Annotated in this window: 19 protein-coding genes and 1 pseudogene; 12 read left to right on the plus strand and 8 right to left on the minus strand. The window is 71.4% G+C overall.

The features are described from left to right. Positions 1-59 precede the first annotated feature (59 nt). Both BV907_RS10120 and BV907_RS10125 read right to left on the minus strand, forming a co-directional pair. Positions 60-1367, minus strand: a complete 1308-nt coding sequence (locus tag BV907_RS10120; RefSeq protein ID WP_077489615.1) for a DUF445 domain-containing protein — start codon at positions 1365-1367, stop codon at positions 60-62. Positions 1368-1526: 159 nt separating this feature from the next. Beyond that, complete coding sequence (locus BV907_RS10125; protein WP_077489616.1) at positions 1527-2795, minus strand: MFS transporter; 1269 nt, start codon at positions 2793-2795, stop codon at positions 1527-1529. Positions 2796-2916: 121 nt separating this feature from the next. On the opposite strand from BV907_RS10125, the gene BV907_RS10130 reads away from it, so the two are divergent. Continuing rightward, complete coding sequence (locus tag BV907_RS10130) at positions 2917-3792, plus strand: glycerophosphodiester phosphodiesterase (RefSeq protein WP_077489617.1); 876 nt, start codon at positions 2917-2919, stop codon at positions 3790-3792. A 132-nt stretch (positions 3793-3924) separates the two neighbouring features. Here BV907_RS10130 and BV907_RS18850 read toward each other — a convergent pair whose 3' ends face one another. Further along, entirely contained in the window at positions 3925-4479 is a 555-nt protein-coding gene (locus BV907_RS18850; protein ID WP_175637430.1) for a DUF5684 domain-containing protein, read from the minus strand. Positions 4480-4646: 167 nt separating this feature from the next. Further along, positions 4647-5270, minus strand: a complete 624-nt coding sequence (locus BV907_RS10140) for a TetR/AcrR family transcriptional regulator (RefSeq protein WP_077489618.1) — start codon at positions 5268-5270, stop codon at positions 4647-4649. Positions 5271-5400: 130 nt separating this feature from the next. Here BV907_RS10140 and BV907_RS10145 point away from each other — a divergent pair, with 130 nt between their 5' ends. From BV907_RS10145 to BV907_RS10175, 7 genes and pseudogenes are all read left to right on the plus strand, one after another. Further along, positions 5401-5772 (plus strand): thiamine-binding protein, encoded by a 372-nt coding sequence (locus tag BV907_RS10145; RefSeq protein ID WP_077489619.1) that lies wholly within the window; start codon positions 5401-5403, stop codon positions 5770-5772. A 132-nt stretch (positions 5773-5904) separates the two neighbouring features. Then, complete coding sequence (locus BV907_RS10150) at positions 5905-6567, plus strand: O-methyltransferase (protein WP_077489620.1); 663 nt, start codon at positions 5905-5907, stop codon at positions 6565-6567. Between the two features lie 9 nt (positions 6568-6576). After that, positions 6577-7029, plus strand: coding sequence for an anthrone oxygenase family protein (locus BV907_RS10155; RefSeq protein ID WP_139346706.1), 453 nt, complete (start codon positions 6577-6579; stop codon positions 7027-7029). Between the two features lie 71 nt (positions 7030-7100). Further along, positions 7101-7472, plus strand: coding sequence for a cupin domain-containing protein (locus tag BV907_RS10160; RefSeq protein WP_077489621.1), 372 nt, complete (start codon positions 7101-7103; stop codon positions 7470-7472). A gap of 179 nt (positions 7473-7651) precedes the next feature. Further along, positions 7652-8368, plus strand: coding sequence for a CoA transferase subunit A (locus BV907_RS10165; RefSeq protein ID WP_077489622.1), 717 nt, complete (start codon positions 7652-7654; stop codon positions 8366-8368). A 28-nt stretch (positions 8369-8396) separates the two neighbouring features. After that, positions 8397-9092, plus strand: a complete 696-nt coding sequence (locus BV907_RS10170) for a CoA transferase subunit B (RefSeq protein WP_077489623.1) — start codon at positions 8397-8399, stop codon at positions 9090-9092. Then, a pseudogene (locus tag BV907_RS10175) lies at positions 9089-10275 on the plus strand (acetyl-CoA acetyltransferase). The gene BV907_RS10170 and the pseudogene BV907_RS10175 overlap by 4 nt, the downstream one beginning before the upstream one ends. Positions 10276-10343: 68 nt before the next feature. Here the strand turns inward: BV907_RS10175 and BV907_RS10180 are convergent. Continuing rightward, positions 10344-11150, minus strand: a complete 807-nt coding sequence (locus tag BV907_RS10180; RefSeq protein WP_077489624.1) for an SDR family NAD(P)-dependent oxidoreductase — start codon at positions 11148-11150, stop codon at positions 10344-10346. Between the two features lie 109 nt (positions 11151-11259). Continuing rightward, positions 11260-12402, minus strand: a complete 1143-nt coding sequence (locus tag BV907_RS10185; RefSeq protein ID WP_139346708.1) for an MFS transporter — start codon at positions 12400-12402, stop codon at positions 11260-11262. Positions 12403-12693: 291 nt separating this feature from the next. On the opposite strand from BV907_RS10185, the gene BV907_RS10190 reads away from it, so the two are divergent. Beyond that, positions 12694-13569: a spermidine synthase gene (locus BV907_RS10190; protein ID WP_139346709.1), complete on the plus strand. Its 876-nt coding sequence runs from the start codon at positions 12694-12696 to the stop codon at positions 13567-13569. On the opposite strand, the gene BV907_RS10195 is transcribed toward BV907_RS10190, so the two are convergent. After that, on the minus strand, positions 13566-14480 hold the full coding sequence (locus BV907_RS10195; protein WP_077489699.1) for a LysR family transcriptional regulator: 915 nt from the start codon (positions 14478-14480) through the stop codon (positions 13566-13568). The genes BV907_RS10190 and BV907_RS10195 overlap by 4 nt on opposite strands. A gap of 207 nt (positions 14481-14687) precedes the next feature. Here BV907_RS10195 and BV907_RS10200 point away from each other — a divergent pair, with 207 nt between their 5' ends. The 3 genes from BV907_RS10200 (at position 14688) to BV907_RS10210 (ending at position 17722) form a co-directional block, all read left to right on the plus strand. Beyond that, a complete protein-coding gene (locus BV907_RS10200; RefSeq protein ID WP_077489627.1) occupies positions 14688-16073 on the plus strand; it encodes an MFS transporter in 1386 nt (461 codons plus the stop codon). After that, on the plus strand, positions 16070-16813 hold the full coding sequence (locus BV907_RS10205) for a 3-hydroxybutyrate dehydrogenase (protein WP_139346710.1): 744 nt from the start codon (positions 16070-16072) through the stop codon (positions 16811-16813). Before BV907_RS10200 ends, BV907_RS10205 begins: the two co-directional genes overlap by 4 nt. A gap of 147 nt (positions 16814-16960) precedes the next feature. Beyond that, complete coding sequence (locus tag BV907_RS10210) at positions 16961-17722, plus strand: GOLPH3/VPS74 family protein (RefSeq protein ID WP_077489629.1); 762 nt, start codon at positions 16961-16963, stop codon at positions 17720-17722. A 23-nt stretch (positions 17723-17745) separates the two neighbouring features. Here BV907_RS10210 and BV907_RS10215 read toward each other — a convergent pair whose 3' ends face one another. Continuing rightward, positions 17746-19188: an amino acid permease gene (locus BV907_RS10215; protein ID WP_077489630.1), complete on the minus strand. Its 1443-nt coding sequence runs from the start codon at positions 19186-19188 to the stop codon at positions 17746-17748. Position 19189 lies beyond the last annotated feature (1 nt).

A 19189-nucleotide genomic window follows, 5' to 3' on the forward strand; every position in this document is an offset into this window, starting at 1 on the left:
CGCTCACCCATCCACCCAGCCAACCGCAGACTCGGCCTCGATCGGTTTAGCAACACGCCCTAGCCGCCAAACACGGCCTGGGCGATCGCGAAGATCGCGAGCCCCGCGAGTGCGCCGACCACCGTGCCGTTGAGCCGGATGAACTGCAGGTCGCGCCCCACCTGGAGCTCGATCTTGCGCGAGGTCTCCTCGGCGTCCCACCGCGCGACCGTGTCCTCGATGACGCCAGCGATCTCGTGCCGGTAGGTCGTGACGACATAGCCCGCGGCGTCCCCGACCCAGGCGTTGACCTTGCCCGCGAGCTCCTCGTCCTCGACGAGCCGCGCCCCGAAGTCCCGCACCGCTGTCGTGAAGCGGTGGTGGAGCTCGCTGTGCGGGTCCGAGACGGCCTCGAGCAGCGCCTTCTTGACCGTGGCCCAGGTGCGCCCGGCGAGGTGGCGCACCTCGGGGTCGCCGAGCACCTGCGCCTTGATGCCCTCGGCCCGGGCGATCATGACGGGGTCGTGCTGGAGGTCCCGGGCGAGGTCCTTGAGGTAGGCGTCGATCGAGCCGCGCACCTTGTGGTTCGGGTCGGCCTGCACGGCGGCGACGAACTTGGACAGTTCGAGGTAGACCTTGTCCCCCACGAGGTCGTTGGCGAAGCTCGGCACCCACGAGGGGGAGCGCTCGGTCACGAGCCGCGTGACGGTCTGGTAATTCGCGGCCACCCAGTCCGAGGCCCGGTCCACGAGGAGGTCGACGAGCGAGTGGTGGTGGCCGGCGTCGAACACGCGCTCGGCGAGCCGGCCCACGGGCGGTCCCCACGGGGGGTCCACGAGGTGCCGGCGCACCATCCCCTCGACCACTGTCTGGACGTCCTCGTCGTTGAGCACGGTGAACGCGCCGCGGATGACGGCTGCGCCCTCCTTCGCGACCCGCTCGGCCCCCGTGGGGCTCGCGAGCCACGTGCCCGCCTTGCGGGCGACGTCCACCGAGTCGAGCTTGGCCTTGATGATGTCCGCGGAGAGGAAGTTGTCCCGCACGAAGCCGCTGAGCGAGGCGCCGATCGCGTCCTTGCGCGTCGGGATGATCGCCGTGTGCGGGATCTTGAGGCCGAGGGGGTGGCGGAACAGCGCCGTGACGGCGAACCAGTCGGCGAGCGCGCCGACCAGGCCGCCCTCCGCCGCGGCCCGGACGTACTCGAGCCACGGGTAGCGCCCCTGGAGCGCGAAGGCGACGAGGAAGACGACCGCCATGGCCAGCAGGAGTCCGAGCGCGAGGGCCTTCATGCGGCGCAGGGCCGCAGCGCGTTCGGCGTCGGTCGGGGCGGGCGTCGCGGGCCGGCCGGGCCCGGGCCGCGTCGTGGGTGGGCTGCTGAGCGTCGCCATGGACTCACCCTACCCGCGCGCGCCGACAGCCGAACGCTCCCTGTGAGGGTCGCGCACCCGCCGTCGTCCCGCCTGCTCGAGCGGGCCAATCCGCGCATCTGGGTCGGCGACGGGGCGGGTGCCTCGGACGCCGCCATGGCTGACGCCGTCGCCTGAGAGTCAGTGCCCGGGGGCCGTCCGGGGATGGGTCTCGTACATGCGCAGCGCCAGGGCGGTGGCCGAGGCTGCGCTGATGCACGCGGCGGCCCAAGCGGCGGCGTTCAGTCCGAGGAGGTCGGCGGTGACGCCCCCGACGACGGCGCCGGCCGCGTACCCGAGGTCGCGCCAGAGGCGGTAGACCCCCACCGCGCGCCCCCGCCAGAGGGGATGCGCGACGTCCCCGATGACGGCCAGGAGGGTCGGGTAGACCATGGCCGTCCCCGCGCCGAGCATGGCTGTGCCTGCGGCCCACCCGCCGAAGGTCCCGCTGGCCGCGATCACGGCCAGCGCCGCGGCCTGGAGTCCCATCCCCGCGACGATCAGTCGCTTGCGGCCGAACCGGTCGGACAGACCGCCCGTGGCCAGCTGGCCGACTCCCCAGATTCCCGGGTAGAACGCGAACAACAGGGCTATCTCGCCCAGGGGAAGGCCCGCCGTGGCGAACAGCAGCGGGAACAGGCCCCATGCCAGGCCGAAGTTGAGGTTGTTGACCAGGCCGGCCTGACTGGCGGAGGCGAGGGCCGGCTCGCGCCAAGTGGCGAGCGCGAAGACGGCCCTGCCGCTGAGCGCGGCGTGCACCGCGCGCCGGGACGGCGTAGGGCTGGCCTGTTCCAGACGGGCGTGTCCGTGGGTCTCCTTCACGAGGAGGCTCGAGAGCGCGAGCCCCAGGGCGATGTACGCCGCGCCCAGCAGGAAGGGAGCCGGTCGCAGCCCATACGCGGCTGCGAGCTGCCCCGCGGCCAGCGAGGTCAGGGCGAGGGCGCCGTAGCCGGCCGCCTCGTTGAGTCCCATGGCGAGGCCCCGGCGGGCGGGGCCGACCAGGTCGATCTTCATGACCACCGTGGTCGACCAGGTCATGCCCTGGCTGATCCCCAGCAGGACATTCGCCGCGACGACCCACCCCCAGTCCGGGGCCCAGATGAGCAGGGGCGGCACGGGGGCGGCGACGAGCCATCCGACCAGCAGCACGGGCTTCCGCCCGAAGCGGTCCGAGAGCGATCCGGCGGCGTAGTTGCTCGCTGCCTTGGTGATCCCGAAGGCGGCGATGTACGTGAAGACGGCCGTGAAGCCGGTCAGCCCGAATTCGTCCGTGGCCAGCAGCGGCAGGACGGTCTGCTGCTGGCCGACGAGCCCGCCGACGAGCGCGTTGACCGCCACGAGCAGCAGGAACTGCGGGGCGTTGGCGCGCAGGCCGAGCCTGGGCCCCTCGGATCGACCGTGATGCGGCATGGGAGTCAGTTCGCCGGCACGGGCTTCATGCGACCGAAGTATGCGTGCGCAACCCGCTGCCCGTCCAGACGCTCCGAGGACCTTGCTCGCCGCAGAACCCGGATTCGCTACGGTGGTTCCCATGACCTCCCCACGCCCCCTCGTCTACGCCCACCGCGGCGCGAGCGCACGGTTCGCCGAGCACACGCGCGCGGCCTACCTGCAGGCGCTCGCCGACGGCGCGGATGGGGTCGAGTGCGACGTCCACCTGACCCGGGATCAGCACGTCGTGCTGATCCACGACGCGAACCTGGACCGCACCTCCACGGGCACCGGGCCCGTGGCCGATCGCACGCTCGCGACGCTGCGCGACCTCGACTTCTCCTCGTGGAAGGGCGCCCGGATCCCCGACGAGTACGGCGCGGCGAGCCAGCAGCTCCTGACCCTGCCCGAGCTCCTCGACCTCCTCTCTGCGGCCGGCCGGCCCGTGGGCCTCGCGATCGAGCTCAAGCACCCGTCCCCCTATCGGCTCAAGCTCGAGGAGCGGGTCCTCGGGCTCCTGGCCGCGCGCGGCTGGGATCCCGAGTCCTCGGTCCTGGGCAACATCACGGTCAGCTTCATGAGCTTCGACACCGACGCCGTCGAGTACCTGCTCGAGCGCGTCCCGGCGAGGCACGTGTGCATGCTCGTCGACGACGTCACGGTCAAGGAGCTGCGCCAGGCCACGGCTCTGGGCCGGTTCACGGGCGGGGCGGTCGCGAACGTGCTCAAAGCCACGCAGCAGGACGCCGAGGCGATCCTCGACGCCGGCCACGTGGGCATCGCCGGCCCAGGCGTCTCCTACGTGCGCGAGAACCCGAACCGCGTGCGGGCCTGGCTCGCGGCGGGCCTGCGCCTTCGCGTCTGGACCGTCGACGACCCGGCCGACGTGGGCCACTGCCTCGCCGTCGGCGTCCAGGAGATCACGACCAACCGGCCGGCCGAGGTCCTCGCGCAGGTGGCGGCCGCCGTTGGCTGACGGGCATCCCGGACCCGGCGCGGACGGCGGCCGGGCTGGCTTCGGCCGGGCTGGGGCTGATCCGCGCCCTCATGACCACGGCGCCAAGCCCGCGCGCCGCGGAAAGAAGAGTAGTTCCGCCGGGATCGGCCGCTACTGCTTCGGCTGCTCGCCCTGCTGTCCGTAGGGCTGCTGTCCGTACGTCGGCGGCTGGCCCTGCTGGCCGTAGCCCTGCTGCTGCTCCGGCTGGCCATAGGCGGCCTGCTGCGGAGCCTGGCCGTAGGGCTGGCCGTAGGCCTGCGGGGCGCCCTGCTGGGGCTGGCCGTAGAGGCCCTGCGCGCTGTAGCCGCCCGGGCCCATGAGCGCGCCCTGGCCGAGGTATTGCGCCTGGCCGTAGCCGAGGATCGGGAGGAAGACGACCGGCAGGAGGACGAGGCCCACGGTCCAGGCGGTGTCCTTGCCGAAGGACTTCGAAAGGTCATTCATGAGCAGGATCCCGAACACGAGCGCCACGATCCACGTGACGAAGTTCAGGAACGGGATGACGGAGCTGGCGATGATCACCCAGAACCACCAGGCCGGCCTGCCGACGATGTGCGTGACCAGGACGTAGGTGTTGTAGAACGGCACGAACGCCTCCCACGCGGGACGGCGGGCCTTCGTGAAGACGCCCATCCACAGGAGTCCGGCGACAGCGAAGGCGATCACGAAGAAGATCAGACTGAGAAGGATTGAAAGACCGGTTGCAGCCCCGGTGTCCCCATAGTTCGTCATGGTCTCGACCCTACTGCGTGGCCGGCGGGGTTCCCATGGGGACACGTCCCCATTTCACCGAGAGTTTACCGAAATTGTCATTGGCGGTCCCGCCCGGGAGGTCAGAGCGGGAGGTCGACGTCGGGGATCGGCTCGAGCGGCGGCAGCGGCCGGTCCTCGCGGTGGGTGCGGATGGCGTCCTCGACCAAGGCCACATACCGCTGCCATGCCATCGATCCGGGCTCGACCGTGTCCCCCGCGCCGATGAGCATCGCGACGAGCCGGACCATGTCGATGAGCCGCAGCTCCTCCCGCAGCGTCCCCTGCTGCTGGCCGCGGGAGAGGAGAACCCCCATCGACTCGATGAGCTTGCCCGCGAGCCCCACGAGCAGCGCCCGGCGTCCTGCGACCGCGGAGAGCAGGTGGTGCTCCTCGTTCGCGACCTGCATGACGGCGCCGAGGACCTCGACGAGGCCGGCGGCGGGGTCACGGTTCTCGAGGGCCAGCTCGGTGACCGGATCGACCTTGACCTTGAGCTGGCGTTCGATCGCCGCGAGGACGAGCTCCTCCTTGTCGGCGAAGTTCCGGAACAGCGTCGCGGGGCCCACGCCCGCACGGTCGGCGACCGTCTTGAGCGAGACGTGGGGGCCTTCCTCGCGGAAGCATTCGAGCGCTGCGGTGATGATCTTCTCGATGTTGCGGGCTGCGTCGGCCCGCATCGGCTTGCGCCACGCCCGTTCCTGCATGCCTTCACAGTACCCATCCGAGAGTGGCTCAGTCGCCTGTGTGACGGGCGCCCCCGTGCCTTCGGCGGCGCAGTCAGCCCGCGCCGTCAGCCCGCGCCGTCCGCGCACGACGGCGTGGGAGACTGGGCGCATGATCGTCGCCTTCTCCGTGGCCCCCTCGGGCCCTGCACCCGACGCCGGCGCCGCCGCCGCAGCCGGGGACGCGCCGTCGTCCGCCTCTTCTCCGAGCGCCGCGAGCGACTCGGTCCACGAGGCCGTCGCGGCCGCCGTGCGGATCGTGCGCGAGTCAGGACTGCCCAACCGCACGAGCTCGATGTTCACCGAGATCGAGGGCGAGTGGGACGAGGTCATGGACGTCGTCAAGCGCGCGACCGAGGCCGTGGGCCGGTACGGCTCGCGCGTCTCGCTCGTGCTCAAGGCGGACATCCGCCCGGGCCACACGGGCGAGATCGAGGGCAAGGTCGACCGGCTCGAGAGGGCCATCGCCGCCCAGGAGGGCTGAACCCCGCCCCTGGCCCGCATGGGCCCCCTGACCGGACTCCGGAATTGTCGAGCTGAGGTCGGTGCAGGCCCCCCCGCACCGACCCCAGCTCGACAATTGCGGGATGCGGCGGCCCGGGACAGACTGGGCCGCATGATCGAGCACGCCGCCAAGCCCGAGTGGGTCGACGCCGAACGCTGGCTCACCACGACCGTCGTCAAGCCCGGCCCCGAGCACGAGCGGGCGCTGCGCTCCGCCGTCGAGCGCGGCATGCCGGCCATCGAGGTGCAGCCGACGGCGGGGAAGCTGCTCTCGCTGCTCGTGCGGATCTCGGGGGCGCGGCGCGTGCTCGAGGTCGGCACGCTCGCCGGGTACAGCAGCGTCTGGATGGCCCAGGCGCTGCCCGACGGCGGGCACCTCGACACGCTCGAGTACCTACCCGAGCACGCGGAGGTCGCGCGCGAGAACTTCGCCGCTGCCGGCCTCACCGAGCGCGTCACGGTGCACGTCGGCGCCGCGCTCACAACCCTTCCGCGGCTCGAGGGGCCGTACGACCTCGTGTTCATCGACGCCGACAAGCAGAACGACGCCGCATACCTCGAGTGGGCGGTGCGGCTCGGGAGGCCGGGGACCGTCGTCGTCCTCGACAATGCCGTGTGGGAAGGCATCATGCTCGACCCGCGCCGGGACGAGGAGAACGGTCCCGGGATCGTCGAGGCCCTCGAGCTGCTCGGCGGGCCGCTCTTCGACGCGACCGTCATCCAGACGGCTGGGTCGAAGGGCTGGGACGGCTTCGCGCTCGCCGTCGTGAAGTGAGGGCAGACTGTGGACCTGCTGGGCTTCATCGTGCTGCTGCTCGTGGGCTTCGCGGCCTTCGCGGAATTCGGCTCCTACGCCTTGGTCCACCCCGTCGTCCGGCGGATGCCTGATGCTGAGCAGATCAGGTTTGAGCAGGGGCTGCTCTCGACGTTCGGCCGGGTCTATCCGGTCCTGATGCCCCTCGGTATTGCGTTGCTCATCGCCTACGCCATATGGGGCGGCGGCGAGGGAGGCTCTTCTCTCTGGCGTTGGCTTGCCGCCGGCGCATGGGCACTTGCCACGGCCACAACACTGGCTGTGAACGTCCCCATCAATGCGGACACTGCCCGGTGGGATCCGCGTCAGCCTCCCGAGGGCTGGCGCGGGGTCAGGCGACGCTGGGACGCCTTCCAAGGGGTCCGTGCCTGGCTCCTGCTCGGAGCCTTCGGCCTTCTCGCGATCGGCTTCGCCAGCGGCTAGCCTCTGGCCGAACAGCCGGAAGAGAGTCATCGCCGGCCGCCCCTCAGAACATCGAGACACGAGGAGATGCGATGGTGTCGTACCTGAGGATCTACGCCGATGCCCGTGGCGAGTCGCACTTCGAGGACCTCGACATTCCCTTCGAGGAAGCGGACTTTGTCCCGCCCGCGCCGCCGGTACTGCTGTCACCCTCGCAACCTGCCTCCGCATTCAGCATTGAGCGTGTCCCTCCAGGTTGGTTCGGGGACTGGCACCCGGTTCCACAGCGCCTCATGGCGGTCTACCTTTCGGGCTCCGGCGAGATGGTCGCGAGCGACGGCGAAGCGAGGGACCTGGTGCCGGGGACGATCCTTCTCGCCGAGGACACCACCGGGAAGGGCCACAGGAGCAGCGTCACCGGAACCGAGGACATGCACGTGCTGATCCTGATGCTGCCCGACTGATCGGCCCGAGACGGCCGTCGCGGCAGAAACTCGCCACTATGTGGACATCCGCACGACGTCTGTCCGCGCTGTGGGGCTCCGGCATCTCTCCCTGTTGCCGCGCGCCGTCGTTCTTCCTAGCCTCGATGGAGGCACAAGCCTGTCCACAACGTGGTGACAGTGCAGGAAGGAGAAGGGGCATGAGAAAGCTCAGAGGGGACGCTGCGGAGGTGCTGGGGACCGTTCTGCACGACGGCGGGACGCTCGCCGTCGGGGGCTTCGGCCTCAGCGGGATCCCGGCGGACCTCATCGAGGCCGTGCGGGACAGCGGCGTGCGGGACCTGACGGTCGTGTCGAACAACATGGGCGTCGACGGCAAGGGCCTGGGGATCCTCATCGAGGCCGGGCAGGTGCGGAAGGTCATCGCCTCGTACGTGGGTGAGAACAGGCTGTTCGCGCAGCAGTACCTGTCGGGGCGGCTCGAGGTCGAATTCACGCCGCAGGGCACGCTCGCCGAGCGGCTCCGGGCCGGCGGGGCAGGCATCCCCGCGTTCTACACGCGCACCGGGGTGGGGACCGTCGTCGCCGAGGGCAAGCCGCATGCCGAGTTCGACGGCGTGGCCTACGTCCAGGAGCGGGCGATCGTGGCCGACGTCGCGCTCGTCCACGCGCACACCGCGGACACCGACGGGAACCTCGTCTACCGCTACACGGCCCGGAACTTCAACCCTGTCGTGGCCACGGCGGGCAGGGTCACGATCGCCGAGGCCGAGATCATCCTGGAGCCGGGCGAGCTGGACCCGAACCACGTCGTCACGCCGGGCGTGTACGTCCAGCACCTCGTCCAGGCCCGGCCCCGGGTCAAGGACATCGAGCAGCGCACCGTCCGCCCCCGCCGCGAGTCCGCGGCCGTCTGAGACACCCCACGTCCAAGGAGGAGAGACCATGGCCTGGAGCCGGGATGAGATGGCCGCGATCGCGGCCGAGGAACTGAACGACGGCGACTACGTGAACCTGGGCATCGGCATCCCGACGCTCGTCGCCAACAACCTGCCCGAGGGCGTGCGGGTCGTGCTGCAGAGCGAGAACGGGCTGCTGGGCATGGGCCCGTTCCCGTACGAGGGCGACGAGGACGCGGACCTGATCAACGCGGGCAAGCAGACCGTCACGGTGCTGCCCGGCGGGAGCATCTTCGACTCCGCGACCTCCTTCGGCATGATCCGCGGCGGGCACGTCAAGGTCGCCGTGCTCGGCGCGATGCAGGTCTCCGCCGACGGCGACCTGGCCAACTGGACCATCCCCGGGAAGATGGTCAAGGGCATGGGCGGGGCCATGGACCTCGTCGCCGGGACGCCGCGGATCATCGTGCTCACCGAGCACGTGGCCAAGGACGGCTCGCCCAAGGTCGTGGACCGCTGCTCGCTGCCGCTCACCGGCCAGCGCGTCGTGGACCGCATCATCACGGACCTTGCCGTCTTCGACGTGGTGGAGGACGACGGCGGCCGGCAGCTCGTGCTGCGCCGGCTCGCCCCCGGCGTGGGTCTCGGCGAGGTGCGGGAGAAGACCGAGGCGCCGTTCGACGTCGACCTCGAGGACCAGGGCGTGCTTGGCGCGCAGGAGACGGAAGGGGCGCTCGCATGAGCCTCAGGGAGCAGTTCGGCAGGGACGTCCTCATCACGGGGTGGGGCACAGCCGCTTCGGGAAGCTGGGAGACGAGACGCTCGAGTCGCTCATAGTCCAGGTCGCGGGCCAGGCCCTCGCGCACGCGGGGCTCGAGCCGCGCGACGTCGACGAGGTCTACGTCGGGCAGTTCAACGCGGGGATGATGCCGCTGGCGTTCCCGTCCTCGCTCGCGCTGCAGCTCTCCCCGGACCTGCTCGGGGTGCCGGCCACGCGGGTCGAGAACGCGTGCGCCTCCGGCTCCGCGGCCGTGCAGCAGGGCGCCAAGGCGCTGCTCGCCGGGACCGCGCGGAACGTCCTCGTGATCGGGGCGGAGATGATGACGCCGGCCGGGGCCGAGAAGGTCGGCGCGGCGCTGCTGGGAGCGGACTACGACATGGCCGGCCAGGCGTCGTCGGCCGGGTTCACGGCGCTCTTCGCCGAGGTGGCCAAGCACTACGCGAAGCGGTACGGGCCCGTCTCCGACGTCCTCGGCAGCATCGCGGCGAAGAACCAGCGCAACGGCGTGGACAACCCCTACGCCCAGCTGCGCAAGGACCTCGGCGAGGAGTTCTGCCGCACCGTCTCGGACAAGAACCCGATGGTCGCCGACCCGCTGCGTCGCACCGACTGCTCCCCGGTGTCCGACGGCGCCGCCGCCGTCGTGCTCAGCGTCGCCCCGTCCGCGGTGGCGGCGACGGCGCCGGTGCGGCTCGCGGGCTTCGGGCACGCGAACGACTTCCTCCCGGCGGGGCGCCGCGACCCGACGGCGTTCGCGGCCACGCGGCTGTCCTTCGAGCGTGCCTTTGCGATGGCCGGCGTCGGGCTCGACGGCGTCGACTTCGCCGAGGTGCACGACTGCTTCACCATCGCGGAGCTGCTCATGTACGAGGCGATGGGGCTCACGGCGCCGGGCGAGGGCGCGCGGGCCGTCCAGGAGGGCTGGGTGTACAAGGACGGGCGCTTGCCAGTGAACGTCTCGGGCGGGCTCAAGGCCAAGGGCCACCCCGTCGGGGCGACGGGCGTCTCGCAGCACGTCCTCGCGGCGATGCAGCTCACCGGCACGGCCGGGGCGATGCAGCTGCCGGACCCGCGGCGGGCCGTCGTGCAGAACATGGGCGGCGTGGGCATCGCGAACTACGTGAGCGTGCTCGAGGCCGTGTAGCCGGCGGTCACTCAGCGGAGCGGGTGCTTCGGGCCCCCCCGAGGGGCCCGTCTCCCTGAAAACCGCGTTCAGCCGCCCAGCGCGTCCGAGACCGACTTTGCCCCGCCGTGGCCGCTCTGCCCGCCGTCGACCGGAATCTCCGCTCCGGTGACAAAGGAGGCGAGCGGGCTCAGCAGGAAGAGGACGACGGCGGCGACCTCCTCGGGCGTGCCGGTGCGGCCGAGCGGCGTCTCGGCGACCGTCGCCTCGCGGAAGGCCGGGCTCGCGCTCGCCGTCATGGGCGTCTCGATGAAGCCCGGATGCACCGAGTTCACCCGTATCCCGCGCGGCCCGAGCTCCATCGCGGCAACGCCCGAGACCCCGCGGAGCGCCCACTTGCTCGAGGTGTAGGCGACCGGATAGTGCGCGGTGAGCGCTGCGACAGAGCCGACGTTGACGATCGACGATCCCGGGCCCATGAGCGGGACGCAGGCCTGGATGCCGAGCAGGGCACCGACGACGTTGACCTCCGCGACCTCGAGCACATCCTGGGGCGTCGCCTCGAGCAGGCGCGGGCGGCGCGTGACGCCGGCGTTGTTGACGAGCCCGTCGATCCGGCCGTGGGCCGCCCGCGCGGCCTCGGCGAGCTCGGCCCACTGGGCCTCGTCCGAGACGTCGAGCCGGAGGTAGGACGCCGTCTCGGCCGCACCCGCCAGCACCGCCTCGAGGGCGGGTGAAGGGGCCCCCGCCAGATCCGCCGCGAGGACGACGGCGCCGGCGTCGGCGAGCATGCGCGCCTCCGCGAGCCCCTGGCCGCCGTTGGCCCCGGTGACGACGACGACCCGTCCGGCCAGGCCGAAGCCTGCCGCCCTGCCGGCCGATGGATCCACGCTCATAGCACCATTCTCGTGGCCGCGGGGCGCCGGGGGAGTGTCAATACAGCTCGTACGTCACCGGCCGCCAACCTCATGGTCGACGGCGGGTGGTCGGCGCCCGGCTGAGGGTCTACTCCCCGCCGGGGTAGGCCGCCATGAGGGCGGCGGACGCGATCCACAGCGCGCCGACCGCCGCCACCGAGAGCCCGCCGCTGAGGCTGATCGCCGATGCCGCGAGGGCGGCCCCGGCCGCCGAGGCGCTCACCCTCAGCCCGGCGCCCACCGTGAAGACCTGGGACCTGAGCTCGGCGGGGCTCAGGGCGCTGCGCAGGAACAGCATTGCGGCGGCGGTCGAGGCCGTGAACGCGCCCGAGAGCCCGATCGCGATGACCGTCCAGACGAGCCCCAGATCGAGGACGGCCAGGATCGTGAACACGCCGGTGGCGAGGAACCCAACACCCATGACCACGTGCGGGCGGGCGCGGGTGGGGCGGGCCGTCTCGGCGAAGGCGCCGAGGAGGCTGCCCACGGCGAACGCGGTCACGAGCAGCGCACCCTGTCCGGGGGAGCCGACGCGTTCCATCGAGAGGGCGATCGCGGCAACCGCGAGTCCGCCCTGTCCGAGCTGGGTGAGGGTCGAGGAGAGGGTCACGACCGCGAGCGGGCGGTGGCCGAAGATGTGCCTGAATCCTGCCGCGACGGATCCCCACAGCGAGACCCCCGTCCCTCCATGGGCCGGCAGGGAGATGGCCGCCGCGCTGATCGAGCCGGAGAGGGCGGCCGCGGCCAGCACGGCCATCGCGGCGGGGGCCGGGAGGACCGTGATGATCGCTGCGACGAGGGCCGGCCCGGCGACGGCCGAGACGTTGTAGGAGAGCGCGTCGTAGGCGAAGGCGCGCTTCTGGTCCGGGATCATGTCCGAGACGAAGCTCGAGAGCCCTCCCATGAAGAACGGCGAGACGGCCCCGGCGACGGCAAGGGCTACGAAGGCCGCCGGAAGCGGGACGTCCCCGAGGAAGGCCGTGAGCAGGAAGGCCGCGGCCGTGAGCAGCCCGGCGGCCGCGACCAGGAGGCCGGGGTGGCGCGCCCTGTCGAGGGCCACGCCCACGAGCGGAGCGGCGATGATGCTCGGGCCGAGCGAGACGGCAACCAGCGCGCCGCCGAGGCCGATGCTGTCGAGCTCCTGCACCGCGAGGATGGGGATGGCGACGGCCGAGCCCGCCAGGGCCATCCTGGGCGGTATCGAGGCCGCGAGGTATCCGAAGGCTGTCATGCGTGGGCTGCCGCTGTTCTTGTCGAGGGAGGATGCGTATCGAGAGGGATGCGAGCCGAGACATGACTCAGCCTCTGACTTTAACGCCCACGGCCCCTCCCCTTAGTCCGGGCTGCCTCAGCACTCCGGGGGAGGGGAATGCCCCGACCCTGAAAGCTGGACTAGCGTGGGAGCCATGGATTCACACCGGGTGGCGCCCTGATGGCCCGCAGACAGGGGGGCCGCAAGACAGCCGCGCGCCCTTCCCAGGGCGACGCGCCACGGCAGGCCGCCAGCCCCCCGGGTGAGGCCATGAGTCGACCCCCGGGGCCGCGGCCGGGGCTCTACCCGATCAGCACGGGCTCGGCCGAGCTCGTCGCGGACGGCGACTCGCCCGATGGCTGGCTCCTGAAGATCAACGGGGTACAGAGCTCGCACATCGTCCTGAGCGATCCGTTGCGCCTCGACTTCGAGTACATGCGGTGGATCACGGCCCTGATCGAGGACCGCTTCGCGCCCGCACCGACCGCCCGGCTCCGTGTCCTCCACCAGGGCGGCGGCGGATGCTCCATGCCCCGCTACCTCGCCGCCCGCTACCCGGACGCCCGGCAGGTCGTCGTCGAGCTCGACGCGAAGCTCGCCGACTACGTGCGCGCGTGGTTCGACCTGCCTCGGGCCCCCTTCGTCCGCATCCGGGTGGGCGAAGCGCGCGCCGTCACCGAGTCCCTCACGCCCCAGACGCGGGACATTGTCATCCGCGACGTGTTCTCGGGCTCGTTCACGCCCGATCCGCTCACGACCGTCGAATTCACCCAGGCCTCCGCCCGGCTCCTCGACGCTGGGGGGCTCTACGTCGCGAACGTCGGGAGCGCCCCGGACCATGTCTCGGCGCGAATCGAGGCGGCCGCGATTGCCGAGGTCTTCCGGCACACGGCCATAGTCTCCGATCCCGCAATGCTCAAGGGCCGCCGCTACGGCAACATCATCATCGCGGGAAGCGCGACGCCGATCCCCGCCTCGCCCGCGCTGCGCCGCCGGCTGCTCGGCGGCGCCCTTCCGGCCCAAGTGTGGGAGGACGCCGAGGTCCGGGCATGGATCGGCGACGCACCTCCGCGGAGGGACCCGCGCCAGGGGGCCACGCGAGGGCCGGAGTCCGAGGACCGTCCCGCGTCCCCGCCCGTCCCCTAGCCCCCACCCTCCGAGGCCCGGCCGAGCAGCATCGGCCGCGCCTTCTCGGTCTCGGCCCGCAAGGCCTCCGCCACGGCGGCGACCGCGGGCTGCCGCAGCGAGTCGGGCCGCAGCACCATCCAGTACGGGAGCTGCTCGCGGAAGCGCCCGGGCAGCAGTCGGACGAGGTCCGGGTGACGGTCCGCCATGAAGCAGGGCAGGAACCCGACGCCCGCGCCGGCGCGCGTCGCTTCGACGTGGACGAAGACGTTGGTCGAGGTGAGCCCGTCCCGCATCTCGGGCGCGAGGCGACGGGGCGCGTCGAGGTCGTCGACCTGCAGCATCGAGTCCACGAAGTAGACGAGGCCGTGCCGGGCCAGCTCCTCGGGAGTCGTCGGCGTGCCGTGGCGCGAAAGATAGTCCCTCGAGGCGTACATCCCGAGCGTGTACTCGCCGAGCCGGACGGCCTGGGCGCGGTGGACCTGAGGCTCGCCCACGACGACCTCGATGTCCACGCCCGAGCGCTGCTGCATCGCCCGACGCGTCACGGTCACGAGCTCGACCGTGAGGTCCGGGTGCTGAGCCCTGAGCCCCGCCACGGCCGGGGAGGCGATGTACGCGCTGAAGCCGTCCGTCGCCGTCATACGCACCGTCCCGGTGACCGGGTCCGAGGCCCCGGGCCCGAGCCGCGCCACCGCCTGGGCGACCTGCCCGGCCACGCCCACCGCCCGCTCGCCGAGCGGTGTCAGCTCCCAGCCCCCGGCCGCCCGCGCGAGGACCCGCCCGCCGAGGGCCTTCTCGAGCGCCGCGATCTTGCGCGCGACCGTGGTGTGGTTGAGGCCCAGGGTCTCGCCCGCCGTCGTGAACTTCCCGCTGCGGGACACCTCGAGGAGGACCAGGAGCAGGCTCGGGGAGGGGGACGCCGTCGTCATGCGGCCCACGATAGTGAGCGCAGCCCGGGCCTGTCTGCATTTCTGCACACAATCGGTGCCTGATTGGCCATTGAGTGCGCATCGATGTGCGGGAAATACTCGTCGGGAGCGTAGTGGCGGTCACACAGGGAAGACGCCCACGCGAGCAGAAATGTGAGCCCGTGTTCACCGAAGACCCGTGTCACCGAAGACACCAGGAGGGAACCCATGAGCGTCGACCAGCGCTCCGCCGGCCAGCCAGGCCAGACCGACCCGTCGCTCCTCAAGCGCATCGTCTCGGCTTCGATGGCCGGCACGGTCGTTGAGTGGTACGACTTCTTCCTCTACGCGACCGCGGCGGCCCTCGTGTTCAACAAGGTGCTTCTGCCGAAGATGGGCAACGAGTACGACGCGATCATCGCCGCGTTCCTGACCTACGCCGTCGGCTTTATCTCCCGCCCCCTCGGTGGCGTCGTCTTCGGCCACCTCGGCGACAAGCTCGGCCGCAAGGCGACCCTGCAGATCACGATCCTCCTGATCGGCGCCGCGACCGTCCTCATGGGCTGCCTGCCCACGTTCGCCCAGATCGGGCTGTGGGCCCCGATCCTCCTCGTGCTCCTGCGCTTCGTCCAGGGCCTCGCCCTCGGCGGCGAGTGGGGCGGCGCCGTCCTCCTCGTCGCGGAGCACTCCCCGGACAAGCAGCGCGCCTTCTGGGCCTCGTGGCCCCAGGCAGCCGTCCCCGTGGGCAACCTGCTCGCGACCGCCGTCCTGTGGATCATGTCCATGACCCTGACCGAGGACGCCTTCCTCGGCTGGGGCTGGCGCGTCGCGTTCTGGCTCTCCGCCATCGTTGTCCTCGTGGGCTACTACATCCGCACCAAGATCACGGACGCGCCCATCTTCGAGGCCGCCAAGGTCGAGCTGGAGAGCGAGAAGGCCGTCGGCTACGGCGTCTTCGAGGTCATCAAGCGCTACCCGCGCGGCATCCTCACCGGCATGGGCCTGCGCTTCGCGGAGAACATCATGTACTACCTCGTGGTCAGCTTCTCGATCGTGTACCTCGGCACGGGCCTGAAGATGAACACGTCCTCGATCCTGGGCGTCATCGCGATCGCCCACATCGCCCACTTCGTGGTCATCCCCATCGTCGGCCGCCTCGCGGACACCCTCGGCCGCAGGCCCGTCTACCTCGCCGGCGCGGTCCTCGGCGGCACGTGGGGCTTCTGGGCCTTCCCGGCCTTCGGCACGCAGAACACGGCCGTGATCCTGCTGGCCATCATCGTCGGCCTGGCCTTCCACGCCCTCATGTACGCCAGCCAGCCGGCCATCATGGCAGAGATGTTCCCGACCCGCATGCGCTACTCGGGCGTCTCGATCTCCTACCAGGTCACCTCGATCGTCGCGGGCTCGCTCGCCCCGGTCTTCGCCACCGAATGGCTCAAGTCCACTGGCTCGTGGTGGCCCACCGCCGTCTACCTGCTCGTTGCGGGCGTCATCACCGCCGTCACCGTGGTGAGCATGCGCGAGACAAAGGGCGCCTCGCTCCACGCCCTCGACGCCGCGGACGCCGCGAAGCTGCGCGGCGAGTCCGCCGACGCGAAGGCCACGGCGTGAGCCTCGCCGGGCGCAAGGCTCTCGTGACCGGGGGAGCGGCGGGCATCGGCGCCGCCGCCTCCCGGGCCCTGGCCGAGCGCGGGGCCCACGTCGTCGTCGCAGACCTCGACCGGGACGGCGCCGAGAAGCTCGCCGCGGACCTCGGCGGCAGCGCGTGGGCCGTGGACCTGCTCGACACCCCCGCCCTCGAGGACCTGCGCCTCGACTGCGACATCCTTGTCAATAACGCCGGCATCCAGAAGGTCGCCCCGCTACACGAATTCGAGCCCGAGGCCTTCCGCCGCATCCAGCGGCTCATGGTCGAGGCGCCCTTCCTCCTCATCCGCGCCGCCCTGCCGCACATGTACGGCCGCGGCTGGGGCCGGGTGATCAACCTCAGCTCGGTGCACGGCATCCGCGCCTCCGCGTTCAAGGGCGCCTACGTCGCGGCCAAGCACGCGCTCGAGGGGCTCTCGAAGGTCACGGCCCTCGAGGGCGCGGAGCACGGGGTCACCTCGAACTGCGTCAGCCCGGGGTACGTGCGCACGGCCCTCGTCGAGCGGCAGATCTCGGACCAGGCCGCGACCCACAGCATCCCCGAGGCCGAGGTCCTGGAGAAGGTCATGCTGACCGAGATGGCCGTCAAGCGCCTCGTCGAGCCCGAGGAGGTCGCCTCGCTCGTCGCGTGGCTCGCCTCGGACGACGCCGGCATGGTCACCGGCGCGTCGTACACGATGGACGGCGGCTGGTCGGCTCGGTAGTCGGCAGACCCGTCGGAAACTGCACAACTCAGGGCCGATTCTCTCTTCACGGAGGCAGGAACCGCCCTGAGTTGTGCAGTTTCGCGCGCCTCACGCGCCTCGGCGTCACTCGTTGTCGTGGCAGCCGGGCTGCGCCACCATGAACGTATGGATGCCGACACGCCCCGGGCCGTGGAACTGAGCCTCCCTCAGGCCTTCCTGCTCCTGGCCACCAACGACAAGGACGGCAGGCCCGAGGTGCCGGTCTTCGCGCTGCGGACCACGCTGGCAGGGGCAATCCTCGCCGAGCTGGACCTGCTTGGCGCGATCGAGCTGCAGGGCAAGCACGTCAGGGCCACCGGCACCGCCCCCGCCACGGACTTCCAGCAGGAGCTGGAGCTCATCCGAGGCAAGTCCCGGCCCCACACCCCCAAGCAGTGGGTCTCCATGCTGGAGGGCCGCGCCGAAGTGCAGCGCGTCTACGAGGGGATGGAGTCCCTGGGCGTCTTGGAACGCGTCGGCGAAGGGCACCGGGGATGGTTCCGGGCCAGACGCTACGCGGAGAAGGACCACGCTCCGGAGGCGACGCTCCTGGGGAGGATCGAGGCCGCGCTCGGCGGCGCCCCCTACGGTCCCGGGGCGGTGGGCTCCACGGCGGCTGACGGCGGGGCGGCTGAGACGGCGACTGCAGAGGCCGGGACGCCCGAGGGAGGGTCGCCCGAGACCGCGAAGCCGCGTGCCAAGGCGCCCGACGACAGGACCGTGGCCCTCATCGCCCTGCTCCAGGCGGCCGGGCTGCTCGCCAAGCTCTTCCCGGCAGCAGACAAGACCTGGGCAGACGAGCTGGCGAAGGACTACTGGCCGGCCCACGCCGTGGAGGACGAACTCCGCCTGATCAGGATCGCGGAGGAAGAAACGATGACCATGTGACCTGGCGTGGGCGCCCAGGTCCCCTACACCCGCGCGCGTTCTTCGGCCGGGGCGACCACCGGCACCGGCGAGGTCTCGTCGCGCAGGGCGGGCCGGCGTCGTCCGTCCCCGCGCACCCACAGCGCGTAGGCCGCGGCGAGCAGCCCGATCCACGCCGCGCCCACGACGAGCGCGACGCGCGTGGCCTCGAACCAGCCCAGGAGCACGACGACGAGCGCGAGGAACGCGATCGCCGCCACCGACGCAGCGGGCCACAGCGGCGACGGGAACTCGCTCGGGGCAAGCCCTGCGCGCCGGATCTCGCGCTTCATGGCCACATGGCTCGCGAGGATCATGCACCACACGAACACGGTCGCGAAGGTCGCGATCGAGGCGATGACGGTGAACACGTCCTTCGGAATGACGGCGTTGAGCACAACGCCGACGGCGAGCACCCCGGTCATCACGACGACCGTCATCCACGGCACTCCGCGCCGCGACACCTTCGCGAAGGACGACGGCGCGTGCCCCTGCTGGGCGAGGCCGAACAGGACGCGCCCGGCGCCGAAGATGTCCGAGTTGATGGCCGAGAGCGCGGCCGTGATGACGACGGCGTTGAGCACGTGCGCGGCGCCGGGGATGCCGAGGCCGTCGAAGATCTGCACGAACGGGCTTCCCTCCGCGCCGACGAGGTTCCACGGGAAGAGGCTCATGAGCACCGCGAGGGTCAGGACGTAGAAGACGAGGATGCGCACCGGCACCGTGTTGACGGCGCCGGGGATGGCCCGCTTGGGGTCGGCGGCCTCGCCGGCCGTGACGCCGAGCGTCTCGACGCCGCCGAACGCGAACACCACCACCGAGAACGCCGCGAGCAGACCCCCGAAGCCGTTGGGCAGGAGCCCGCCGTGCTCGACGAGCTGGTGCGGGCCGGCCTGGCCGCCCGCGGAGGAGAATCCGAACACGATGAGCGCCGCGCCGCCCACGATCATCGCGATGATCGCGGCGACCTTGACGAGGGTGAGCCAGAACTCGAGTTCGCCGAAGACCTTGACGCTGAGCAGGTTCACGGCTGTCAGGAAGAGGATGACGGCGGCGATCCAGATCCAGCGGTCCACCTCGGGGAACCAGAAGCCCATGTAGATGCCGAACGCCGTGACGTCGGCGAGGGCCACGATCGCCATCTCGAACACGTAGGTCCACCCCGTCGCGAAGCCCGCGAAGGGGCCGAGGTAGCGGCCGGCGTACTGCCCGAAGGAGCCCGAGACGGGATGCCGGACGGCCATCTCGCCGAGGGCGCGCATGACCATGAACACGGCCGCGCCCGCGACCATGTACGCGATGAGGACGGCGGGGCCGGCGGCCTGGATCGCCGAGGCTGAGCCGTAGAAGAGCCCGGTTCCGATGGCCGAGCCTAGGGCCATGAACCGGATGTGCCGGACGTTGAGGCCGCGGCTGAGCGCGGCGGGATTCTTCAGGGGGGTGTGCATG

This window comes from Sinomonas mesophila (assembly GCF_001999765.1).
Lineage (GTDB): Bacteria > Actinomycetota > Actinomycetes > Actinomycetales > Micrococcaceae > Sinomonas > Sinomonas mesophila.